This window comes from Buttiauxella massiliensis (genome assembly GCF_902500225.1).
GTDB lineage: Bacteria > Pseudomonadota > Gammaproteobacteria > Enterobacterales > Enterobacteriaceae > Buttiauxella > Buttiauxella massiliensis.
Genome location: NZ_LR722652.1, coordinates 250,479 through 267,363, shown reverse-complemented (window position 1 = coordinate 267,363; position 16,885 = coordinate 250,479). Strand labels below are relative to the sequence as shown.

The 16,885-nt window shown below is 50.5% G+C and carries 18 protein-coding genes; 7 read left to right on the top strand and 11 right to left on the bottom strand.

Annotation, left to right across the window (positions count from 1 at the left end; translation table 11 throughout):
- Positions 1–222 precede the first annotated feature (222 nt).
- Positions 223–606, bottom strand: a complete 384-nt coding sequence (locus GC128_RS09935; protein ID WP_151994154.1) for a hypothetical protein — start codon at positions 604–606, stop codon at positions 223–225.
- 324 nt (positions 607–930) lie between these two features.
- On the opposite strand from GC128_RS09935, the gene GC128_RS09930 reads away from it, so the two are divergent.
- The gene (locus GC128_RS09930) at positions 931–1,332 is read left to right on the top strand and encodes a Spy/CpxP family protein refolding chaperone (protein ID WP_151994153.1); all 402 of its coding nucleotides are present in this window, start codon (positions 931–933) and stop codon (positions 1,330–1,332) included.
- A gap of 102 nt (positions 1,333–1,434) precedes the next feature.
- On the opposite strand, the gene GC128_RS09925 is transcribed toward GC128_RS09930, so the two are convergent.
- Positions 1,435–1,827 carry a hypothetical protein gene (locus tag GC128_RS09925; RefSeq protein WP_151994152.1) on the bottom strand — a complete coding sequence of 131 codons (393 nt, stop codon included), beginning with the start codon at positions 1,825–1,827 and terminating at the stop codon, positions 1,435–1,437.
- Positions 1,828–1,974: 147 nt separating this feature from the next.
- Positions 1,975–2,841 (bottom strand): glutathione-dependent disulfide-bond oxidoreductase, encoded by an 867-nt coding sequence (yghU, locus tag GC128_RS09920; RefSeq protein ID WP_151994151.1) that lies wholly within the window; start codon positions 2,839–2,841, stop codon positions 1,975–1,977.
- Between the two features lie 193 nt (positions 2,842–3,034).
- Here yghU and GC128_RS09915 point away from each other — a divergent pair, with 193 nt between their 5' ends.
- From GC128_RS09915 to GC128_RS09890, 6 genes are all read left to right on the top strand, one after another.
- Entirely contained in the window at positions 3,035–4,900 is a 1,866-nt protein-coding gene (locus GC128_RS09915; protein ID WP_151994150.1) for a bifunctional sugar phosphate isomerase/epimerase/4-hydroxyphenylpyruvate dioxygenase family protein, read from the top strand.
- Between the two features lie 75 nt (positions 4,901–4,975).
- Positions 4,976–6,292 carry an MFS transporter gene (locus GC128_RS09910; protein WP_151994149.1) on the top strand — a complete coding sequence of 439 codons (1,317 nt, stop codon included), beginning with the start codon at positions 4,976–4,978 and terminating at the stop codon, positions 6,290–6,292.
- A gap of 2 nt (positions 6,293–6,294) precedes the next feature.
- Entirely contained in the window at positions 6,295–7,131 is an 837-nt protein-coding gene (locus GC128_RS09905) for a shikimate dehydrogenase family protein (RefSeq protein ID WP_151994148.1), read from the top strand.
- A 308-nt stretch (positions 7,132–7,439) separates the two neighbouring features.
- A complete protein-coding gene (gene cspE / locus GC128_RS09900) occupies positions 7,440–7,652 on the top strand; it encodes a transcription antiterminator/RNA stability regulator CspE (protein ID WP_034461105.1) in 213 nt (70 codons plus the stop codon).
- Positions 7,653–7,836: 184 nt separating this feature from the next.
- Positions 7,837–8,106 carry a type II toxin-antitoxin system TacA family antitoxin gene (locus tag GC128_RS09895; RefSeq protein ID WP_151994147.1) on the top strand — a complete coding sequence of 90 codons (270 nt, stop codon included), beginning with the start codon at positions 7,837–7,839 and terminating at the stop codon, positions 8,104–8,106.
- Positions 8,107–8,109: 3 nt separating this feature from the next.
- On the top strand, positions 8,110–8,631 hold the full coding sequence (locus GC128_RS09890) for a GNAT family N-acetyltransferase (RefSeq protein ID WP_151994146.1): 522 nt from the start codon (positions 8,110–8,112) through the stop codon (positions 8,629–8,631).
- A 50-nt stretch (positions 8,632–8,681) separates the two neighbouring features.
- Here GC128_RS09890 and GC128_RS09885 read toward each other — a convergent pair whose 3' ends face one another.
- The 8 genes from GC128_RS09885 to GC128_RS09850 are packed head-to-tail and all read right to left on the bottom strand — an operon-like array spanning position 8,682 to position 16,828.
- Positions 8,682–9,692, bottom strand: a complete 1,011-nt coding sequence (locus tag GC128_RS09885) for an HAD family hydrolase (protein ID WP_151994145.1) — start codon at positions 9,690–9,692, stop codon at positions 8,682–8,684.
- Positions 9,689–10,705, bottom strand: a complete 1,017-nt coding sequence (locus GC128_RS09880) for a BatD family protein (RefSeq protein ID WP_151994144.1) — start codon at positions 10,703–10,705, stop codon at positions 9,689–9,691. The genes GC128_RS09885 and GC128_RS09880 overlap by 4 nt, the downstream gene beginning before the upstream one ends.
- The gene (locus GC128_RS09875; protein ID WP_151994143.1) at positions 10,702–12,225 is read right to left on the bottom strand and encodes a vWA domain-containing protein; all 1,524 of its coding nucleotides are present in this window, start codon (positions 12,223–12,225) and stop codon (positions 10,702–10,704) included. Before GC128_RS09875 ends, GC128_RS09880 begins: the two co-directional genes overlap by 4 nt.
- Complete coding sequence (locus GC128_RS09870) at positions 12,222–13,199, bottom strand: vWA domain-containing protein (protein ID WP_151994142.1); 978 nt, start codon at positions 13,197–13,199, stop codon at positions 12,222–12,224. The genes GC128_RS09875 and GC128_RS09870 overlap by 4 nt, the downstream gene beginning before the upstream one ends.
- Positions 13,192–13,632: a DUF4381 family protein gene (locus GC128_RS09865; protein WP_151994141.1), complete on the bottom strand. Its 441-nt coding sequence runs from the start codon at positions 13,630–13,632 to the stop codon at positions 13,192–13,194. The genes GC128_RS09870 and GC128_RS09865 overlap by 8 nt, the downstream gene beginning before the upstream one ends.
- On the bottom strand, positions 13,633–14,538 hold the full coding sequence (locus tag GC128_RS09860; protein ID WP_151994140.1) for a DUF58 domain-containing protein: 906 nt from the start codon (positions 14,536–14,538) through the stop codon (positions 13,633–13,635).
- Positions 14,538–15,536, bottom strand: a complete 999-nt coding sequence (locus tag GC128_RS09855; protein WP_151994139.1) for an AAA family ATPase — start codon at positions 15,534–15,536, stop codon at positions 14,538–14,540. The genes GC128_RS09860 and GC128_RS09855 overlap by 1 nt, the downstream gene beginning before the upstream one ends.
- Entirely contained in the window at positions 15,533–16,828 is a 1,296-nt protein-coding gene (locus GC128_RS09850; RefSeq protein ID WP_151994138.1) for an anaerobic sulfatase maturase, read from the bottom strand. Before GC128_RS09850 ends, GC128_RS09855 begins: the two co-directional genes overlap by 4 nt.
- Between the last annotated feature and the right edge of the window lie 57 nt (positions 16,829–16,885).

Below are 16,885 nucleotides of genomic sequence, written 5' to 3'. Positions count from 1 at the left end.
AAATGGTTCTATGCTGTTTATAGCCAATAAGGATGTAGGCTATGTAAGTAATAATCAAATAGTTAGTGCTCAGCAGCCACACTATGGCAACATAGTGTGGCTTTATCTTTATACCCGTCTTACTTCAAGCTGCATGTGCGTTGGCTGCGTTTGCTCACCCGAATCACTTACCAGAGTAAGCTCATCGGGATTCACGCACTTGCCGCCTTCCTGCCACTCGAATTATTTTGGGTATATAAAATTAATTTCGCGAGCCGCAGTAACATAGCAGTAAAACAAAACAACATCGATAATGATGTTACTTACTGAGAAATAAACTCCAGAAATTAATAATATCATCCTGTGTGTGGCGAAGTAAATAACCATAAGCACTGCGCCAATCTTGCTCTTGATAAAAATAAGATAGGTGAGTAGTGCAATAACTAAAAACTCAACAGGAGTTTGTAGGTATTTCAATTCAACATAATTACTGTATTCATTAAATATCACCGCAAATATAGTGTAGAGTAATGAAAATAATCCTGCCAGCCAACCTTGACGGTTCTGTTTTTCTTTGCAATGTGGTTTTTCACTTGATTCAATCTGGACATTTTTGGTTTTTTTCATTTGGCCAGCGTGCAGTTGCGATATAGAAGTATACGAACAAATTGATTAGCGGAAGCAGTAATAAAATTGAAACCCAGGGTTTCAGTCCGGTACGTTTGACAATAATCCATTGCAAAAATACGAATAAGAACAAAGTTATAATTTGCGTGATAAGCATTAGATACTCCATGTGACATATAACCTTTATTATAATAATAAACTTTTAAATACAATTAATTGGTTTGTTTAAAAATAAATAACTAATGATTTCTAATGATGTTGTTACTGCGTTAATAATGTGGGCGTTCAGATGCTATTAATACACACTATGTTTAAGGGTATAGAATGAAGAAAGTATTTAAAATTGCCACATTGATTACGGTACTGGCTTTTTCAGGAATGTCTGTTGCATCTTCTGCTACAGAAACGCTGCCGCAGGATTCATTGGCGAAGCAATTAAATTTCTCACCAGAGCAAACGCAGAAGGTAAAAGCACTGCGTGAAGATACGCAAAAAGAGATCGCCAAAATTAATACCGATGCTTTAACACAAGATGCGATTGTTGATATGTTCCATTCTGGCGTCTGGGATGATAGCGCAGCGAAAAAACAACTTAATGCCATCGGTGATATTCAGAGTAAGGTGCGCTACCAGCGAGCAAAGTACCTGTTTAATGTCAGCCAGGTGTTAACCACGGAACAAAAAAAGCAGTTACAGCAAATGCTGATTGAGAAGCAACTTTACTGATTATTGAGTGAACGAGAGTCGGATTTAGCGTCGCTTATCCGAGCTACGGTAAGTCGTTGGTTGGTGGACTAGCGTAAGCGACATCCACCAATTTTAGTTGGCTCAGGATGTTTTCTCTTTTATTGGTTTTAATGCTTTGCCAATCTGCACTAACCCATCTTTGTTTTGATCTTTTAGATAAGTGTTATTCAGCTCATCAAATTGTTCGAGCCGAGTCAGCGCCTGGAAAACATCATCAATACCATAGCGATTATCAAAAACATCTACACTTCTGAGGTTATCGACCCGTGCCGCTTTTATTTCTGTGGTGAGACGGGTAATTACCTCCTTATTAGAAGTATGCAAAGTTTGCAATTCTTCCGGGGTGCTATTAATCGCTGGAGACATCGTGCCGGGATGGAATTCGAGGGTATTTAGGGCTTCGACCGTTTCATCACCAGGATTGGCACATCCGGCAATAACGAAAGTGAATACGAGTACGAATTTTTTTAACACGATATTTCCTTGCAGTTTGCTCACTGAATAATTCAGACGGCAAGTTACCTGCAACGGTTAGGCTTAAACCACCCATAGTTTGTTTAATTTTAAATTTTTACGCCCTGCATACTGCAACTTGCAGGGCGTGGTTGAGTACAACTGTATCTACTTCGCCAGCTTATCTTCGGTACGTAACTCAAAGTCCGACGCATCGTGGCGTTCATGCAACTGCTCAGACGGCTCACCGAAGGTACGGTTTACAATGCGCCCACGCTTAACCGCCGGGCGGCTTGCGACTTCATCGGCCCAGCGTACGAAGTTTTTGTACGAGGCGAGGTCGAGGAATTCAGCCGCGCTGTACAGCCCACCTTTTGCCAGGCTGCCGTACCACGGCCAAATGGCGATATCTGCAATCGTATATTCATCACCTGAAATAAAGCGATGTGTCGCCAGTTGCCTGTCGAGCACGTCTAACTGGCGCTTGGTTTCCATGGCAAAGCGGTTAATTGCGTACTCAATTTTCATTGGTGCGTAATTATAGAAATGACCGAAGCCACCGCCCAGATATGGCGCTGAACCCTGCAACCAGAACAGCCAGTTCAAGGTTTCAGTGCGTGCGGCAAGATCTTTAGGCAGGAAATGGCCGAATTTCTCCGCCAGATACAGCAAGATTGCACCGGATTCAAACACACGAATCGGTGGTGTTACCGAATGGTCCATGAGTGCCGGGATTTTTGAATTCGGGTTCACGTCTACAAAGCCGCTTGAGAACTGATCCCCTTCACCGATACGAATCAGATGCGCGTCGTATTCGGCAGCACTTACACCCAGAGCCAGCAGCTCCTCAAGCAGAATAGTCACCTTCTGCCCGTTCGGTGTGCCAAGTGAATAAAGCTGCAAGGGATGCTTGCCAATTGGCAGCGTGCGTTCGTGAGTTGGGCCCGCTATCGGACGGTTGATGTTAGCAAAGGTACCGCCTTCGCCTTTTTGCCAAGTCCAAACTTTTGGCGGCTGATAGTTATTATCTGACATGTTGTGTCTGCCTTTTAATTGCCAGTGAGAGATTGAAAAGTGTAACCCCACTTTGTTTTGTTCGGTAATCGCCCGCTATTTTTTTTAACTTTCTGAGGTGTGATCTGAGGTAACAATAAATTAACTATAAATTTGCAATATGAACCAAATGATACAACATTAACCGACTTATCCCGACAGACCAGGAGCTATCATGCAGCGTTCAATTGCAACCGTATCCATCTCTGGCACGTTGCCTGAAAAACTGGCCGCAATTTCGGCTGCTGGTTTTGACGGTGTAGAAATCTTTGAAAATGATCTTCTTTATTACCCAGGCACGCCTGCCGATGTGCGAAAAATGGCGGCCGATCTAGGGCTTACTATTACATTGTTTCAGCCGTTCCGCGATTTCGAAGGCGCGTCGCGCCCGCAGTTTGCCAGCAATCTGGAACGCGCGCGGCGCAAGTTTGCTCTGATGCACGAGCTGGGGTGCAACACCATGCTGCTGTGTAGCAACGTGGCTCCCGATTGTTCGCCGAATCTTGATTTGCAGGTCAGTGACCTGGCGCATTTGGCTGAGTTAGCACAACGTAATGAAATAACCGTTGGCTATGAAGCGCTGGCGTGGGGCACACATGTGAACCGTTATCGCCAGGCATGGGAGCGTGTAAAACAGGTAAACAGCCCGGCGTTGGGGTTGGTTCTCGACAGCTTCCATGTGCTTTCGTTGGGTGACCAACTGATTAATCTCGACGACATTCCGGTCGATAAAATTACCTTCCTGCAACTGGCCGACGCACCGTTGATGAAAATGGATGTGCTTGAGTGGAGCCGCCATTTCCGCTGCTTCCCTGGGCAAGGCGAATTGCCGGTGGTTGAGTTTACCCGCTTGCTGACGGAAAAAGGCTACCGTGGCCCATGGTCGCTGGAGATTTTCAACGACAGTTTCCGTGCTACGCCAAATGCACCAACCGCCAAAGATGGTTATCGCTCGCTGCTTTGGCTGGAAGAGCAGATCTGGAATGCTAATCCGCAAATTGATGCGCAGCTGTTCCATAGCGCAACCCAGGCCAGTTACCAGGGTATCGAGTTTTTAGAATTTGCCACCGATGCAAAAGATGCACAGGCATTGGGCGAAGCACTGCAACCACTGGGTTTTGCACAAGCCGGTGAGCACCGTTCTAAGGATGTTTCACTGTGGCGCAACGGTGGGGTGAATGTGATTCTTAACCATGAGTCGCATAGCTGGGCTGATGAGTTTCATCGTCGTCACGGTGTTTCGCTGTGCGCGATGGCGTGGCGCATGAAAGGGGCGGCAAATGTAGTGCAACGGGCGCAGGATTACGGTTACCCGATTTGGCATGAAAAGCATGGGCCAGATGAGCGTGCGCTGGCGGCAGTGTGTGCGCCTGACGGCAGCCTGATTTATCTGATAGAGGCACCAGATCAGGGTGAAAACGATATTTATCAAACCGATTTTAACCTTTCAGAAACCGCCAACCAGGGCAGCTTACTTGGGATTGATCATCTGGCGTTAGGGCTGGTAGAAGGCAGCCGTGATAACTGGATTATGTTTTTCCGCGCGGTGTTCGGATTTGAACTGGACAACGAACTTAGCGTGCCGGACCCGTATGGCCTGGTCAGAAGCCAGGTGATGCACAGCCCTTGTCACTCGATCCGCTTGCCGCTGAATATGTCGCACAGCCTTGATACGCAAATTGCCCGTTCGGTTGCCAGCTATCAGGGCACGGGCCTGCAACACGCGGCGTTTGCTTGTGATGATTTACTCGCGACGGTAGAAAGCCTGCAATCACAAGGGCTGAAATTGCTGCCAATTCCGGCAAACTATTATGACGATTTGCTGGCGCGGTACGGGGCAAATAACCCATTGCTCCAAGGGCTTGAGCGCCTGGATATTCTTTATGAACGAGATGCGCGCCAGCATGAGTTTTTGCATGCCTATACGCCACCTTTCCGCCCGGACCGTTTCTTCTTTGAGTTAGTTGAACGGCGGGGGGATTATCAACAATACGGTGCAACTAACGCCGCCGTGCGGTTGGCCGCCATGCAAATGCGTTAATGCGATTTACAACAATAAATGAACCTTAAGGTTCAATAAGACACCTGTAACCTACAAATAACCGAGGTAAAAACCATGGCGAGTTATGGCCAGGGCGACATCGCTGCCCAGAAAACTGGTGTTGTAAAAAGAACCCGTACCCGAATGGTTATCCTGACTCTTCTGGCTATCGGAACCATGATTAACTATCTCGACCGCACCGTGCTTGGCATTGCTGCACCGCAACTGAGTGCCGATCTTGGCATCGGCGCGGCAACGATGGGGATTGTGTTCTCGGCGTTTGCCTGGACTTACGCGGCAATGCAAATCCCCGGCGGCATCTTCCTTGACCGCTTTGGCAATAAAGTCACCTATGCGCTGGCACTGTTTTTCTGGTCGGCATTTACCCTGTTCCACGGTTTAACCGTTGGCCTGAAAACGCTGCTGCTATGCCGCTTAGGTTTAGGGATTAGTGAAGCACCATGCTTCCCGGTGAACAGTCGCGTGGTGGGAAAATGGTTCCCACAGCATGAGCGTGCGCGCGCTACGGCGGTTTACACCGTCGGTGAATACATTGGCCTTGCTGCGTTTGCGCCGCTGCTGTTCTTTATTATGGAAACCTTCGGCTGGCGTGCGTTGTTTATCACCGTCGGCGTCGTGGGCATTTTGTTTGTGCTGGTGTGGTGGCGTTTCTATCACGAACCGCACGAGTCCAAAACTGCCAATAGTCTTGAGCTTGAATACATCGGTCACGATCTCAAAGAGGCCGAGCCTGAACCGAAGATGAACTTTAGCTGGGCGAATGTCGCAAGGCTTATTAAATGCCGCCAAATCCTCGGTGCGGGCATTGGCCAGTTTGCCGGGAACACGACGCTGGTGTTCTTCCTGACCTGGTTCCCAACCTACCTTGCTACCGAACGCCATATGCCATGGCTGAAAGTGGGCTTCTTCGCCATTCTGCCGTTCCTCGCCGCCGCAGTGGGCGTGATGTTTGGTGGTTGGGTCTCCGACCAAATCCTCAAACGCACCGGTTCGGTGAATATCGCCCGTAAATTGCCAATCATTTCTGGGTTGTTGATGGCCAGTCTGATTATCTCGGCTAACTGGATGCCAACCGATGCGCTGGTGATTACGGTGATGTCGGTAGCGTTCTTCGGGCAAGGCATGGTGGGACTCGGCTGGACGCTGATTTCCGATATGGCACCGAAGAATCTCGCGGGGCTGACCGGCGGCTTATTTAACTTCTGCTCAAACCTGGCCTCTATTATCACGCCACTGATTGTCGGTTTTATCGTTGCGGCGACCGGCAACTTCTTCTACGCGCTGGTCTATATCGGCGGTGCTGCACTTCTGGGTGTGTTCGCGTATGTCTTTATTCTTGGCGATATCAAACGTATTGAGCTGGCGGACTAATTATGGACATGAGTGGCAAGACGCGTTTAATCGCCCATCTGGGCTACCCGACAACCACGTTCAAAGCACCGATGATTTACAACCCCTGGTTTGAAGAGCAAGGCATCGATATCAAAGTGGTGCCGATGGGGGTGAAAGCAGAAGACTATGTGCAGTTGATTCCTTCTCTATTTCGCATGACCAATATTATTGGCGCGTTGGTGACGATGCCGCATAAAGTTTCGACTTGTGAGTTGGTTCACACTATTAGCCCAACGGCGCAAATTGCCGGGGCGTGTAATGCCATTCGCCTTGAGCCAGACGGCTCATTGCGTGGCGACATGTTTGATGGCGACGGTTTTGTTCGTGGCGTGTTGCGCAAAGGTATTCAGGTGGGTGGAGCTCGTGCGTTAGTCGTGGGTAGCGGTGGCGTGGGTTCCGCTATTGCGGCGTCTCTTGCGGCTGCTGGCGTTGATACGCTGGCGCTGTTTGATAGCCGGGCTGAAAGCTGCGAAGAGCTGGCAAAACGGCTACGTAGCCACTATCCGTCTCTTAAGGTGCTTACCGGGTTGCGCAACCCGAAAGAGTTTTCCATTGTTGTTAACGCAACGCCGCTGGGTATGAATGCCGGTGACGAATTACCGGTGGATGTTAGCGCGATAACGCCCGGAACCTTCGTGGGAGAGGTGGTAATGAAGAGCGAAATCACGCCATTTTTGCAGGCCGCCATGAAAAGAGACTGCCAGATACAACCTGGAACAGATATGTTGTTTGAGATGATTCCTGCATATATGGAATTTTTTGGCCTGCCAGAAGTGACGCCTGAAGCACTGCGTCGCGTAGCTAAAATTGATTACTAACAATTGGTTAAGGTAGTGGTAGATGGGTGCGAAAGGATGCCATTCGCACCCCCTAAACGAAACGGTAAATGAGACGTAATTTAGCTATAGAGCTGTGGACGGCTAAAATAATCCTTGTCATTCATCGCCTAAGCATGAGTTAATACGCCCCATCGGTTTGACGTACAGACCTTTAAAGCAACCTAGTAAAGCAGTCCTTCAAGAGTCATCCCTGGATACCCTTTGTCGTGTGCTCCTCTACCGCTTCATAAAATCTGTAAAGCATACCAAATCGCCGTAAGGCACACTCAATTCAAAAGGTAATACACATGTCTAACAAAATGACTGGTCTGGTAAAATGGTTCAACGCTGATAAAGGTTTCGGCTTCATCACTCCAGACGACGGTTCAAAAGACCTGTTCGTTCACTTCTCTGCAATCCAGAACGACGGTTACAAATCTCTTGATGAAGGCCAGAAAGTTTCCTTCACCATCGAGAACGGCGCTAAAGGCCCAGCAGCTGGTAACGTAACTAGCCTGTAAGGTTAGCGTTAACTAAGCTCTAAAGAATTTAAAAACCCGCTTCGGCGGGTTTTTTCGTTTCTGTCCGATACGGTTCCCCACCGGATCACTTGTTGAAAATTTATTCATTCCACTCTATAGTCAGCGTACGGAAAAATACCGTACATAATTTCCGATGCCAACGCGAGCAGTTATGGAGCGCACTATGTCAGCATTAAAAAAACAGCGCATCGATCTCAGATTAACTGACGACGACAAGAGCTTAATCGAAGAAGCTGCGGCAATGTCCAACCAGACTATCACTCAGTTTATGGTAGCCAGCGCTTCTGAACGTGCTGCACAAGTCATTGAGCAACATCGCCGTCTGGTTCTTAATGAAGAATCGTGGGATTTGGTGATGGAGGCTCTCAGCAATCCGCCTGCACCGAACGCCAGGCTTAAAAGTGCCGCTAAACGCTTACAAAATATGGAGTAACGCGTGGCTGACCTGATGATTGAGATTTTTTCGCAGGATGCTGAATACGATTTTTCCGGCTTCGATTGCGGTGAAGAATCGTTGAATACTTTTCTAACCGATCATCTTGCACGTCAGCATAGTGGCCGTATCTTACGCGGCTACTTGCTTGTTGCTAAAGAGCAGAAATCGAAAGTGTTCGGCTACTATACGTTGTCGGGCAGCTGCTTTGAAAAGGCGACACTTCCGTCGAATACACAGAAGCGGCAAGTCCCTTATGCCAATATTCCCAGCGTCACGTTAGGGCGCCTGGCGGTTCATAAAGATCTTCATGGGCAAGAGTGGGGCACAACGCTTGTCACGCACGCGATGAAAACGACCTGGCTTGCATCACAGGCGGTGGGGATTCACGGAATGTTTGTGGATGCCATTAACGCGGGGGCGATGCAGTTTTATCTCAAACTCGGATTTACTGCATTGGTAGGCGACAATGCGAATTCGCTTTTCTACCCCACTAAGTCCATCGAACAGTTGTTCGCAGAATAAGAAGACTTCATTTTAAGGTGGATGGCGTTCATGCTTATCCACCCTATGATTTACTGTTTTGGCGATTCCGGAACACAGGATTTCGGGTCAAACACCGTTCTCCAGTCCTGCTTCATATCCACTACCGTCCAACCTTTTTCCTTCGCCACCGTTAACCCTTCAACCAGTTTTCCGCTGGCTGGTGGATGACTGTCGTACGCATATTCACGTTTTGCATCCGTATGGTGAACCAGTAAGCCGAAAGTTTTGTAGTCCGGGTTTGCTGCGGTGTACTGCATCATCGCCAAATCGCCGTCACTGTTACCAAATGCTGCAACCGGGCGTTGGCCCATAAATAGATGAATGGCGACAGGCTTGGCGGCGGCGTCGTCGTTAAACGCGCCTTTCATGGTTTTACGCAGTTGCGTGCCGTTGTCCGTTAGCGAAAACTCGCTCAGTGAGAATGATCCCACCACTTGTTCTGGCGGGATGCCGTACATCCTCTGCGCCACGACACGCATAAAATCGATGCCGCCGCCGGAAATAATCCACGTTTTAAAACCATTGTCGCGCAGGTAGTCGAGCAGCTGACGCATCGGTTGGTAGCCCATCTGGTCGTAATGGCAGCCAAAACGGTTATCACGATGGCTGGCCACCCAGTTACTGACGCGTTGGTCGAATTCATCCGTGGTGATATTGCTGTGCGTTATCTCCAGCAGTTGCATCAATCCTTTTTCACCTGCGGCGGCGACGCTTTGCAAATCGTTGTTCAGCACAGCACTTGCAATCGGGTCGCTCTTCCATTCAGGGTGTTCAGGTGCAAGGCGTTTCACTTCATCAATAGCAAACTGTAACTGGAAGGTCAGAGGTGCTTCAGGCCACAAAGTACCGTCGTTATCAAACACAACGTAGCGTTTCTCAGGTGGAATAAAGGTCGAGCGATCTTTGTTGGTTGCGTTTTGCACCCATTGCTCAATCGCTTGTTTCGCGGCGGTATCGTTCCAGGCAGAGAGCGGGTCGGCGGCCTGTGCTGTGCCAATAGCGCTAAAAATCAGAGCGCTGAGTAATAGTTTATTTTTCATCGTTCACCCCTTTTGGTGGGAGTCAGTTCGGGTAGTTGAACCGGGTTCCAGAAGCGTCGCCAGGCATGGTGCAGGTATTTCAGGCAGCGCTTGAGCAGGCGTCGCGTAAACCAGATAAGTAGCAAAAGGATGGCAATGGCGCTGATAACCAGCACGGTTTGCCATTTATCCTGGCCTGTCGTGCCGCGTAGTGCCGATTCGCTACCCGCTGCGCGTGCTTGTACGACTGGCATCGTTGAACCGGGTAATTGCGCGACTTGCCATTGCTGATTGGCGGTATCCCACCAACGCAATTTAATGGGGGGTAGCGTGATGGTTCCTTCCTGCGAGGGTAGATAACGCAATGTCTCTTCACGCTGTGCGCCTTCGATTTCGCCGCGCCCAGATTTCAGCATCGTATTTACAGGCGTCAGGCGCTGCGTTTCTGTGCCTGGAATGGCGTACAGCAATTGCGGGATTTGCGTCGCCACAATTCCGTTAGCTTTCACCGTGACAATGCGTTCCACAACATCTCCGGCGTGCAGAGTGGTGTCTTTGCGGGCGTGATACTGGGTGATTTTTTGGCTTAACGTTAAGTTGCTGGCAGGTAAGAAACGGTCTGGCTGCTCAACGCCTTTCGGCCAGACCACCTCTTTTTTCAACTCTGGCAACTGCACCGTTACCGGCGGCTGGTTTGGTGATGTCAGCGTAATTTCTACTGCAGGTAGAAGCAGCACGCCTTGATCCCATGCCGTGACCTGTTTTTCCAGGCGAATACCGCTCCAACTAATGCCATTTTTCTGGCGGCTTAACAGCTGGTTTGGCAGTGGGGTGCTCATTAACGAGCCGTTTTCAATTTTAAAGTCAGGCCACTCAGGCGGCGGGTTAAACCAGCTATCTGTCCAGAAAGTAATAGCGATGCGTACTGGCTGGCCCGGCACCACATGTTCCGGCACCTCGAGTTCACGTGTGATGTCCATTGCTGCACGAGCTGGAAGTACCGCCAGCAAAAGCAGAATCAACAAGGCTCTCATGGTGTCTCCTCCGTATTGGCGCGGTAGAGATTTTCCAGCAGGCCGGACGGGGAAACTTCGAGGTTTTCAAACCATTGGTTAACCTGCGGGCTGCTGCTTTCAACCGGTTGAATATCCTTTTGATTCACGCCCTGATCTTTCTTCAAATCATGCTTAATCTCATCGGGTTTGTAGTCTTGCTCTTTGCCTTGGGCCGCCTGGCGATCGCGCTCTTTTTGCCGCAACTCCATAATGATTTTGGCGATTGCAGCTCGGTTTTGTTGCGCCATTTTCCAGTCTGGTCGCAGGCTTAACGCGCGGTCATAGCTGTTGATTGCCTGTTGCCACTGCTTTTGCTGGGCATAGCTATTACCCGTCCATAACAGGGTTTCAGCGGTTTGTGGTGCCTGGTGAAATGCCGAAGTGGCAGCGACAAAATCCTCCGCACGGTAGTAAGCAATGCCTTGCCAGAGCGGGTCCTGGAAACGTTCAGCCGCTTTTTTGTAATCACCATTTTTGAAAGCGATCTGCCCCTGCATATCCGGGCTAACCCACGCATCCTGCCATGCGGCCTGGCTTTGTGGCAGATAGAGCAGCGGTACCAATACAATGAGCCAGCAAATTAGCTGACGCCGCCCAAGCAACAACAAAATCAGCATCGGGATAACCAGCAGATAGCCGCTATTTTTCCAGTGCAAATCACCGCGTGCATTATTCTGTGCACTGACCGATTGCTGGATATGGCTGGTGATGACGGATAAATCGCTGTCGTCACTGGTCACAAGCGTTACGGGAATACCACCGTCGCGAATCTGACTGAAACGTTCGACGTTAAGTCGGGTATCAATGCCGCGTTGGGCGTAGCTTTCCGGTAGTTCGCCACCGCGTGCGGTGCCGGGCACCCAGATTTGAATCGGCGCTTTAAGTTGTGCGAGCCAGGCCGCGTCCTGCGCTGAAACGGTGTCGGCGACCAGCAAAATATTGCGCGGCATATTCGGTGTGGCTGGCATGTTTTTCAGCGCCAGAGCGATGGCCTGTTTTAGCCCTGAGCCTTCTCCCTCAGGCAAAAGATTTGGGCTTTGGGCATGCAAAAACAGCGCGTAAAACGATGGGTCTGAAGTGAGCGGGGTTGTTAAATATGCATGGCTGTTGTAGACCACCAGGCCAAAATGCGTGCCGGTTGAGCGCGACATCAAATCCATGATTTTGCTTTGCATCCGCTGGTGGCGGCTGGGTGCGAGATCCTGCACGTACATTGCCGGATCTTGTTGCAGAACCACCATCATATTGCTTTGCTGCGTTAATGCCGCAGGCAGTTCGCGTTGCCATGTTGGGCCTGCCAGCCCGATAACGCCTAATGCGCACAGCCATGGTAAAACCTGAGTGATTCGTTTTTGCCGCCCGATAATGAGCGCCTTAGCGAAAGGCTTGTCCATAATCTTGTGCCAGGCGCTGCGCTGCCCGGTGCTGATAAACCACAACAAAGCGCAAATCAGCAGGCCGAGTAGCCGCCAGGGATAAACAAAATGGAAATCACTCATGCTGTTTTCCCCCGAACAAAACGACCGATGGCGAGCAAAATCAGCAATACCAGCGCGAGCATTAGTGGCCACTGGAACAGCGGAATATGCCACGACCAACCGATGGATTTGACCTGAACAGGCGTGATGGCGTCGATTTCCTTCCAGACGCTATCGAGCGACGCGCCCGAACTGGCAGCAGTCCAGGATTTGCCACCGGTAATGCGCGCAATTTCCTGCATTAGCGGGAGGTCGACTTTGTCATCGCCGATGCTGTTGAGGTCGCCAAAAGCAATGGTATGCACCTGAACATGATGTATTGCAGCCAGTTGCGCGGCTAGCGGTGGGGCTAATTGCGAAGCGGTGTCGTTGCCATCGGTGAGCAAAATTGCCAGCTTGCTGGCATCTTTATTGGTGGTACTGTCGAGCAGTTTCACACCCACGCCTAACGCGTCACCAATCGCGGTTTGCTGGCCAATCATGCCGGGAGCCAATTGGTTGATACGGGTTTGTAGCGCCTGTTTATCTTCACTAACAGGTGCGAATGGCCAGGCGGAGCTTGCGAAAATAACCAGCCCAATACGGTCAGACTTACGGGCCGCGACGAATTTGCGTACTGAATCCTGAACCGCCTGCAATCGCGTTACGCCACCCTGAACGTCGTTTTTTGCCATCGAACCCGAGACATCAAGAATCAGCACCACATCGCGCATCGGTTTTTGAATATGCTGTGGTGGTGTCAGGTATTCCGGACGCGATAGGGCGGCAACTAATAATATCCATACCAGCCAGAAAAGCAGGCTTGAGAGTCTGCTGCTGCGCACAGGCTGGCTGTTAAGCTTTAGTTCATCAATCAGTTCAGGCAGAAACGGCACGCGAACATGCTCTTTCACTTCGCGGTCTTGCGGCAAAAAATAGCGGCCAATCAATGGCAAGAAAATCAATAACCAGGCCCATGGCCAGGCGAAATCTATGCGGCTTAGAAACTCAGACATACGGCAGTTTCTCCAGCCAGTTTTTCAATTGAGTTTGCAGGCGTGCAGCCTGACTTGCATTGAGCTGGTTATCGGGCCTGCAATATTTGTCGCTAAGTTGCTGGCGTAAATCGTTGTCGATTTCCACCTGCTGTAAAAGCTGTTCCGGGGAGAGCGTGTGGCTGACGAGGGTTCGCGGCTGGTGCATCAGAAGAATGCGTTTTATTAGTTCAAGCCAGCTATCAACACTGTGCGGCTGCTGCAAAGCCGCCAGTGCTTCACGTCGCCACAGGTTTCGCCGCCAGCGTGCCAGGCGAAATAGCAGGAAAATGAGCAGGGCAATCAGCAACAGACCGGCAGACACAAACCAACCTGGGGGTAATGGAAGCCAGGAGATACTTTGCGGAAGTGCTGGGTTTATTAGATCCGGCACGCTAAATCCTTTCTCCAGCATTCAGACTCCCTTTTGTAGCTGCTTGAGAAGATCCTGCGCGACCACTATCTGATTTACGCGGATCCCAAGTCGTGTGAGCCGGTTTTGCAGGCCAGAAAGTCGGGAAGTTGTGCTTTGCGCAATCTCATCTTTCAAGCTGGCTGAAAGAGAAAATGCCGCTTCACGCCCCTGATAGCTGGCGGCTAAATCACCTTGCGCGGGCAGTTTAAGATGGAGATCGTCGAGGATCACAAAGGCGCTTATCTCGCAGCGTCGTCTCAAGGCTGCAAGTAATGCCTCACTTGGCGCATCCAGATCGTGGAAATCGCTGATGACTGCCACCCACGATCCGCTGGGGATCAGCTGAATTGCGTGTTGTAGCACGTGAGTCAACGTGACAGAGGCGGGCGTTTCATCAGGATAGCGTTCGGGTAACTGTTGGTTGTATTGCAGCACATCATCAAGCACGGCAGGGAGATTGCTTTTCGGAGAGCGGCATTTTTGCAGGCTGTATTGGGTATCGCTGAAAATCGCGCTACCCAGACGATCGCCGTCGTGCCAACTGCGCCATGCCAGCAGACCAGCAATTTTGGCGGCGGCGACGGATTTGGTTTGCCCACGAGTGGCAAAAAACATATCTAACCGTTGGTCGACTATCAAGAAAACCGGGCGCTCGCGCTCTTCGTTGTAGAGCCTGATCCATGGCGATCGCAGGCGCGCTGTAGCTTGCCAGTCGATCAACCGCACATCATCACCGGGTTGATAGCGCCTGAGGCTGTCAAAATTAAGCCCACGCCCCTGTTGGCGTGATACGCGTTCACCTGCAAGCGCCCCTGGTGGGATTTGCCCCGGCGGGTTTGATAGCAGCCGCGCTTCGCCTGCCAGTGCCATCAGGGTTTTTCTGTCCACCTGCAATGCGCTGCCCATCACGCTACCACTGCATCAAGCAACATCCGAATCACATCATCTGGTGAGCAATTATCGGCGTTGGCCTGGTAGCTCAGCATCAGGCGGTGGCGCAACACCGCTGGTGCGACATGTTGAATATCTTCCGGCAATACTGCATCGCGGCCTTCAAGCCAGGCCAACGCACGGCCACATCGGTCGAGTGCCAGTGTGCCGCGCGGGCTGACGCCAAAGGTGATGTAACTGGCGAGGGTATCGCTAACACCTTGTGGATGACGGGTCATATCCACCAGGTTCACGATGTAGTTTTCAATAGTGGGGGCGACGTAAACCGCAGAGATTTCCTGCCAGCAGGTAGCAATATCCTGTTGCGATAACATCAGCGTTTCCGGCTGTTTTTCCCCAGCTTCAACCGAGCCTGCCTGGTACTTTTTCTGCTGCTCATCACGTACCAGTTGCATCACTTTTTGTTCGTTCGCTTTGGATGGGTAATCCACCAGGACTTTCATCAGGAAACGGTCGAGCTGGGCTTCAGGCAACGGCCATGTGCCTTCCTGGTCGACCGGGTTTTGTGTTGCCAGCACCATGAAAACACCCGGCAATGGCCAGGTTTTCCCGGCAACGGTGACGTGGCGCTCTTCCATGGCTTCAAGCAATGCTGACTGTACGCGTGCCGATGCACGGTTGATTTCATCGGCCAGAATAATATTGCCGAACACCGGGCCTGGGCGGAAGCGGAACTGGTCTTCTTCCCGCGTAGCGTTTTGCTGGTAAATCTCGCTGCCGGTAATATCCGACGGCAGCAAATCCGGCGTGAACTGAATGCGGCGGAATTCACCTTCTACGTGTTTAGCGAGTTCACGCACCGCACGGGTTTTAGCCAAACCTGGCAAGCCTTCGAGTAGCACGTGCCCGTCGCACAGTAGGGCGACAATCAACATGCGTACCAGCGATTCCTGACCCAAAACTTGTTGGTTCATACGCTGCTCAAGTTCGAGCAGTTTCTCTCTGTTTGTCATTTGCGCAATCCTGCAAAGTCACGTTTCAAAAGCGTGGCGAGACCGACAAGAATCGGCTCGGCGTAATTGAAGAAAGTTTTAATACCAGGGCAGAGATAGTTAAGGCCAGGCTCGCCGTCTGGTGTACGGACAAGGCGGTTTTTCGGGCACTCTCCCCAGCACAATTTCAGGTATGGGCACTGCTTGCAGTATTCTGGCAGGGTATCTTTTTTGCCCATGCCAAATGCTTTCTGGCGCTCAGAAAAGGCCAAGTGCGCGAGTTTGGTGTCTTCGATATTGCCAATCTGGTATTCGGGGTAAACGTAGTGGTCGCAGGAATAGATATCGCCATTTTTTTCAATGGCCAGCCCTTTGCCGCAGAACTCAGACGCAGTACAAATTTGCGCGGGCATACCCATGGTTTGAGCAACAGCGGTTTCGAACAGGTTGACCTGCACGCGGCCTAAATCGTTATTCACCCACTCTTCAAATACCGTTTTCAGGAACGTACCCCAGTCTTCCGGGTCGACTGACCAATCGGTGACGATAGAGTCCAGATCGCCTGGTCGAGCACGGCGGGAGCCGGTAATTGGGATGGTGTCATCGCGCCAGAATTGTGGGGCGGTGACTTTGAAATCTACAGGTTCTACGCACGGGTTGAACTGCACGTAGGTTGCGCCCAGTTCGCGGGTCACAAAGCGGTAAACTTCCAGTGGGAAGCGGGCATTGGTGCGGTTGACGGTGACAAGTGCGTTAAACGGGACTTTGTATTTTTTTAGCGCTTCAACGCCTTTCATCACTAAATCGAAAGTTGGTTTGCCGCTGCGGGTGACGCGATAGCGGTCGTGCAATTCTCGCGGGCCATCAATCGATAAACCCACCAGAAAACGGTGTTCTTTAAGAAATTCGGCCCACTTATCGTTTATCAGTACACCATTTGTCTGTAAGTCGTTTTCGATGCGCTGGCCGGGTTTTTGGTACTGCTTCTGGAATTTCACCACCTTTTCAAAGAATTCCAGCCCCATCAGTGTTGGCTCACCGCCTTGCCATGAGAAGACCACTTGCTCACCATCTTGTCCGTCAATGTACTGACGGATGAAGTTTTCCAGCACTTCATCGCTCATGCCGGTGTGGCGGTCTTGATGCAGTAACTCTTCTTTGTGTAGGTAGAAACAGTAGGAGCAATCGAGATTACAAGTTGAGCCAGTCGGTTTTGCCATCACGTGGAAACGGCGTTTGTATTCAGGGCCTTTGCCATCATATTTTTCTGCTGACGGTAATGCTTTAACCGGCAATGTCGTGCTGTATTTCATGGCAATCCCCTGACAACAGGCGTTGAAAAACCGGGCAGTTTCCCGCCCGGCTGACTG

Excerpts from the sequence above, each read along its gene's own strand:
- cspE (WP_034461105.1), top strand. The coding sequence starts at position 7,440 with ATGTCTAACAAAATGACTGGTCTGGTAAAATGGTTCAACGCTGATAAA.
- GC128_RS09870 (WP_151994142.1), bottom strand. The coding sequence starts at position 13,199 with ATGTCTGAGTTTCTAAGCCGCATAGATTTCGCCTGGCCATGGGCCTGG.
- GC128_RS09905 (WP_151994148.1), top strand. The coding sequence starts at position 6,295 with ATGGACATGAGTGGCAAGACGCGTTTAATCGCCCATCTGGGCTACCCG.
- GC128_RS09880 (WP_151994144.1), bottom strand. The coding sequence starts at position 10,705 with ATGAGAGCCTTGTTGATTCTGCTTTTGCTGGCGGTACTTCCAGCTCGT.
- GC128_RS09895 (WP_151994147.1), top strand. The coding sequence starts at position 7,837 with ATGTCAGCATTAAAAAAACAGCGCATCGATCTCAGATTAACTGACGAC.
- GC128_RS09860 (WP_151994140.1), bottom strand. The coding sequence starts at position 14,538 with ATGGGCAGCGCATTGCAGGTGGACAGAAAAACCCTGATGGCACTGGCA.
- GC128_RS09865 (WP_151994141.1), bottom strand. The coding sequence starts at position 13,632 with ATGCTGGAGAAAGGATTTAGCGTGCCGGATCTAATAAACCCAGCACTT.
- GC128_RS09915 (WP_151994150.1), top strand. The coding sequence starts at position 3,035 with ATGCAGCGTTCAATTGCAACCGTATCCATCTCTGGCACGTTGCCTGAA.
- yghU (WP_151994151.1), bottom strand. The coding sequence starts at position 2,841 with ATGTCAGATAATAACTATCAGCCGCCAAAAGTTTGGACTTGGCAAAAA.
- GC128_RS09935 (WP_151994154.1), bottom strand. The coding sequence starts at position 606 with ATGAAAAAAACCAAAAATGTCCAGATTGAATCAAGTGAAAAACCACAT.
- GC128_RS09930 (WP_151994153.1), top strand. The coding sequence starts at position 931 with ATGAAGAAAGTATTTAAAATTGCCACATTGATTACGGTACTGGCTTTT.
- GC128_RS09875 (WP_151994143.1), bottom strand. The coding sequence starts at position 12,225 with ATGAGTGATTTCCATTTTGTTTATCCCTGGCGGCTACTCGGCCTGCTG.
- GC128_RS09910 (WP_151994149.1), top strand. The coding sequence starts at position 4,976 with ATGGCGAGTTATGGCCAGGGCGACATCGCTGCCCAGAAAACTGGTGTT.
- GC128_RS09885 (WP_151994145.1), bottom strand. The coding sequence starts at position 9,692 with ATGAAAAATAAACTATTACTCAGCGCTCTGATTTTTAGCGCTATTGGC.
- GC128_RS09855 (WP_151994139.1), bottom strand. The coding sequence starts at position 15,536 with ATGACAAACAGAGAGAAACTGCTCGAACTTGAGCAGCGTATGAACCAA.
- GC128_RS09850 (WP_151994138.1), bottom strand. The coding sequence starts at position 16,828 with ATGAAATACAGCACGACATTGCCGGTTAAAGCATTACCGTCAGCAGAA.